Here is a 5,122-nt window from a genome sequence, read left to right on the forward strand (position 1 = left end):
CCGTGCAGGAACCCCAGGTCTTCAACTACGACAGCCAGACCGGAGAGACGGTCAGCGGCCGCAAGAGCACAGGCTACGGCTACAACGCCTTCGGCGACCAGACCTCGGTGTTTGCGGGCCAGGGCTCGGCGCGCTGGTCCACCACCACCCACGTCTACGACAAACTGGGCCGGCGCGTGGCAAGCACCGATGCGCTGGGCTACCTCACCACCATGGCCTACGACGCCAGCGGCAGCCTGGTGCGCCAGGTCGAATACGCCAAGGCTGGGCAGACGGCAGGCACCACGCCCGACACCGCAGCCGGTGACCGCGTCACCGACTACAGCTACGACCTGCTGGGCCGCAAGAGCGCAGAAATCCGGCGTGCAGTTGCGCACACCGGCGTCAACGCCGCCGCCCAGGAACAAAAGGACGTGCTGTACGACAAGAGGGAAGACCTCACCACCTCGTACAGCTACGACGCGCTGGGCAACCTCACGCGCAGCACCGATGCGCTGGGTGGCGTGACCTACAACTTCTACGACGTGCTCGGGCGCGTGCGCGCCACCATCACCCCGGCCATGAACCTGGGCGTGGTAGCCACGGGCGCGGGAGCCAACCCCATCAACCCGCTGACCGAATTCCAGCGCGATGCGCACGGCAACGTGCTGACCACCACCCAGTTTGCCAACGGTGCCAGCGTGGCGGCCGATGGCAGCAGCTACACCCGGGCGGCCAGCGCAGCCGACCGCGTCACCACCGCGAAATTCGATGCCCAAGGCCACACCACGCAGATCACGGATGCGCAAGGCTACAGCCGCTACTACGCCTATGACGCGCAGGGCCGGCTGGCCAAGGAATGGCAGACCGTCACCAGCCACGACAAGAACGGCACCGCCAGCCAGGCCAGCCTCTGGCGCGCCTACGCCTACGACGTGCTGGGCCGTCAGACGCACAGCTACGCACCTTCGGAAAGCATTGCCCTGGGCACGCTGAGCGTCAGCGACACCGAGCTGAGCTACAACGCCTTCGGCGAAGTGACGCAAAAGCGCGTGCTGGACAACGGCCAGGCGCTGCAGGGCGTGGAAACCTACGACTACGACAACGCGGGCCGCGTCTGGCGCACCAATGCGGGCGACGGCGTCTACAAGATCCTGGCCTATGACATGCAAGGCCGCCAGACCGCGCAGCTCATCTCGGAAGGCCTGGACCTGAAGACGGCCTACCAGGACGCGCAATCGGCATTGAACGCCCAGGCGGCGAACAAGGCGCAGTTCCGGCGCACGGACATGCGCTACGACGCGCTGGGCCGTCTGGTGCAGACGCTGGCGCCCGAGCGTGCGACCGAGCAGCCGATGGGCATCACCACGCGGCAGAACATGCTGTATGGGGTGATCTCGCAAAGCGAGGTGATAGGCGACAGAAACACCGGGCTGCTTAACCAAGTCGATCTGGTCTGGCGCTCGCTGGAAGATCTGGGCAGTGGCGACGTGCGCATCACTCTCACGTATAAATCGGCCCCTTATCTCACACCAGCCGAAGGCGACAGCACAGGAGACGTGCTTGTTGACAGCGCCACACTGAGCCGATCTGTCATCGTCCCCGCTGAAGCAGCTCTCGAGGGCTACAGCTTCCAATGGCGCGGTGCATTGAACATGGCAGCAGCCCGTGGCATATCCAGCCTCAATCGCATTACGGTCGAGAAGCAGGATGTCTTCGGCAAATGGCAAACGCTGTACAACGTCGCAGGCCAGTCGCAGCCCGCCTCCCTCAACTGGACCGAAGGCAGCAGCCCCGGCCAGATCTGGAACGAGGCTGGAGACGGCCGCATTCCCATCTACCGCTACTACAACCGCTACACCGACACCCACTACTTCAGCACCAGCCTGACGGAGCGCGAGCGCCTGCTCAACCAGGCCAAGGGCTGGCTGGATGAAGGCACGGCCGGCTATGTGAGCCGTGACGCGCAGCCAGGTCTTGTGCCGCTGTACCGCTGGACAAAGGCTGGCGACCCCGATGTCTCTCTGTACACGAATGGCGGCGCGCCATCGGCCGGCGGTTCGTGGCAGAACCAGGGCATAGAGGGCTACGTGGCGCCCTCCTCGCCGAATGTACAAGGCATGACCAAGCTGTACCGACTGGACAACAAGGCCAGCGGGCGCGGCGACGGCCTGTACACCACCTCCATCACCGACCGCAACGCCCTGCTTGGAATAGGCACGTCCGAAGCCGTCCTGGGCGGCACCGAGCCCAAGGCGCGCAGCGTGCCCATGTTCGCCAAGGCCATGGGCCTGAGCATCGAAGTCAGCTACCCGCAGGACCTAGTCAGCAAGACCACTCTCGAATACCGCCGCTACGGCAGCAATGACGGCTGGACCACCGCGCCCGTGGGCATACAGACCTCGTTCGGCTCGGCCCACCGTTTCGACGTCAGCCAGTTCCCCGCCGGCAACTACGAATACCGCGTGCGCAACACCAATGCGCAGATGACGCGCGATGTGGGTTCTGGCACCTTCACCATCGGTGCAGAAAGCACCAACGGCAACCTGTCGCCCCTGCCTGGCGGCGTGGGGCAGGGCAATGCCATCATCGACGGCTCGGCCTACCGCGTGCTGCAGTGGCCCAAGCCTGCAGCGGGTTGGACCGTGGAATTCCGTTACTGGCCACAGGGAAACAGCTCCGCCGTGATCACGCGCACGGCCAGCAACGGCCTGTTCGCCTATGGCGACGGGCGCACGGTCGGCATGGGCATAGGCATGCAAGGCGTGGCCGTCAACTGGGGGCCGGGCAGCATCGAATACGAGGTGATCGCCACTAACACCGCCACGGGCGAGAAGGTCCATGCCACGGGCCAGGTCGGCACGCCCTCCAACCTGACCGTGCAAAACACCCCAGTGCGCATGGCTACCCAGAACAACAACGTCACCAACCTCGGTGTCGTCGGCTATATCTGGAGCAGCCCGGGTGCCGGCCGAACACCGCTGCACCGCTTCTACTTCCCTTACGAGGGCAACGACCACCACATCACCACGGCAGACCCCAAGGTCATCGCCGAGTTCCAGGCCCTCATGCCCTCGGGCGCCGTCACCTCGGACGGCATCGTCGGCTATGTGGGCTCCTCGCCCATCGTCAACGGCAGCCGGCTGTACCAATACATCTATGGCGGCAAGGCCGCCTTCCGCATCACAGCGCGGCCGCAGGATGTGGGGAGCTATACCTCGTTGACCAGCAAGCCTGCAGCGGGCTTCCAGTGGTCGCCCAACACTTGGTACCAGAACGCCTACCAGTTCGACGGCTACATCTCCAACGTCCCGGCCGACGGCATGGTGCCCCTGTATGCCGTCTACGACGGCAACTCCTTCGGCAACCTGGATATAGGCGACTACCTGACCTCCTCGCTGGAGCATGAAGTCACCTCGTACTACCTGCTCAACACCGACAGCGCGGCGACTGTCCAGGTGCCAGGCGTGGGCACCGGTCAGGCCAACATCGATGGCCTGACCTACAACATGCTGCAATGGAGCACCCCGGACAGCAACGCACGCGTCCAGGTCCGCTCCTCCCCGCCCCTGCCCGGTGGAACCCCTGCCATCTGGCGCCAGGGCGACGGTCGCGCCCAGTTCCAGAATGGTGCGGCGCTGCAGGGCATCGTGCTGGATGCACTCACCCCCAACACCAGGTACACCATTACGATCGAAGTCCAATACCCGGCCACCTGGGCCAGGGGGGCCTACATCGCACGCTCGGACGTCACCATCACCGTCCCGTCTTCCGGAGCCAGCTCGGCCATCAGCCTGCAGGAGACCACCCCGCCCTACACGGAAACCGTGCAGACCCGCGTGTGGGCCGGCACGCCCTTCAACCTCAGCAACCGCGCCGTCACCAACCGCGAGTACGACCGCTGGGGCAACCTCACCGGCGTGGACGACCCGCGCGTGCAGGCGGGCCAGACCCTGTTCAAAACCAGCTTCACCTACAACGCCAGCAACCAGCTCACCTCCCAGACCCAGTTGGCCAGCTACGAAGGCCCCACCGAATACACCACCACGCGCATCTACTACGACGCCCTGGGCCGCCAGGTCGGAGTGCGTGACGGCAAGGGCAATATCAACGCCCAGGTCCGTGACTTGGCAGGCAACGTGGTGCAGGAGCGCAAGGCCGACGGCGGGCGCATCGACCTCAGCTACAACGCCTTCGGCGACAAGATCAGTGCGGCCGAACGCATGACCGCCACGCGCACAGTGGTCACCGACTACAGCTATGACAAGCTATCGCGGCTGACCTCCACGGCACTGGCATCGACGTCCACCCTCTCGCGGTTCGAGTTGGGGTCGGTCAACGGCGCGGTGGCCAATGGTGTCAACGGTAGCGTCCATGCGGCCAACGGCGTCTCGGGGGCAGATCCCCAGAACGCCATTGCGTTGCGCACGCTCGAAACCATCCAGTACGACGAGGCCGGCCGCAAGGTGCGCGTCATCAACGGCAACAACGAGGCCACACGCTACCGCTACGACTTGGCCGGCAACGTGACCATGAGCGGGCAGGAGCAGGTCAAGGTCACCGCATCGCCGGCCGTGCCCGACCCCACCGTGACACTGGGCGGGCTGAGCAACGTCAACTACTACCGCTACGACACGCTGGGCCGCAAGATCGGCTTCACCGGCGCCGGAGATGGCGCCAGCGCCATGACCCAGGACTGGAGCTACGACATCTTCGGCCGCCTGCTGGGCCGAAGCGACTCGCAACTGGACAACGCCTCGCGCGTCTACTACCAATACGACTACAACAAGGCCGGCCAGCTCACCCATGAGGGCAACACCAAGGGCAAGAGCCTGGACTACCGCTACGATGGCGCCGGCCAGCTCATCGAAATCAAGGACAACTACCTGGGCCAGCTCAGCAGCTACACCTATGACCTGGCCGGCAACCGCCTCACCGAAAAGCTCACCCAGAAGACCAAGCTGGCCTCCGGCCTCATCGAAAACGTGGTCTACCAGGACAACCACCTGTTCTACGATGCCCAGAACCGCCTGCGCGCCAGCTTCGATGGCCGCACCGACGTGCGCATCAGCTACGACCTGGCCGGCAACCGCAGCCAGGTCAAAACCAGCGTCATCAACAACCTCTACAAGGTGAACTTCGC

The 5,122-nt window shown here is 64.8% G+C and carries 1 protein-coding gene; it reads left to right on the forward strand.

Annotated features, from left to right (window positions below):
* The coding region (locus DA1_RS29170; RefSeq protein ID WP_155737678.1) for an RHS repeat protein at positions 1 to 5,122 on the forward strand (5,122 nt) is incomplete at both ends.

Origin of the sequence: Delftia acidovorans NBRC 14950, assembly GCF_001598795.1 — a bacterium.
Taxonomy (GTDB): domain Bacteria; phylum Pseudomonadota; class Gammaproteobacteria; order Burkholderiales; family Burkholderiaceae_C; genus Comamonas; species Comamonas acidovorans.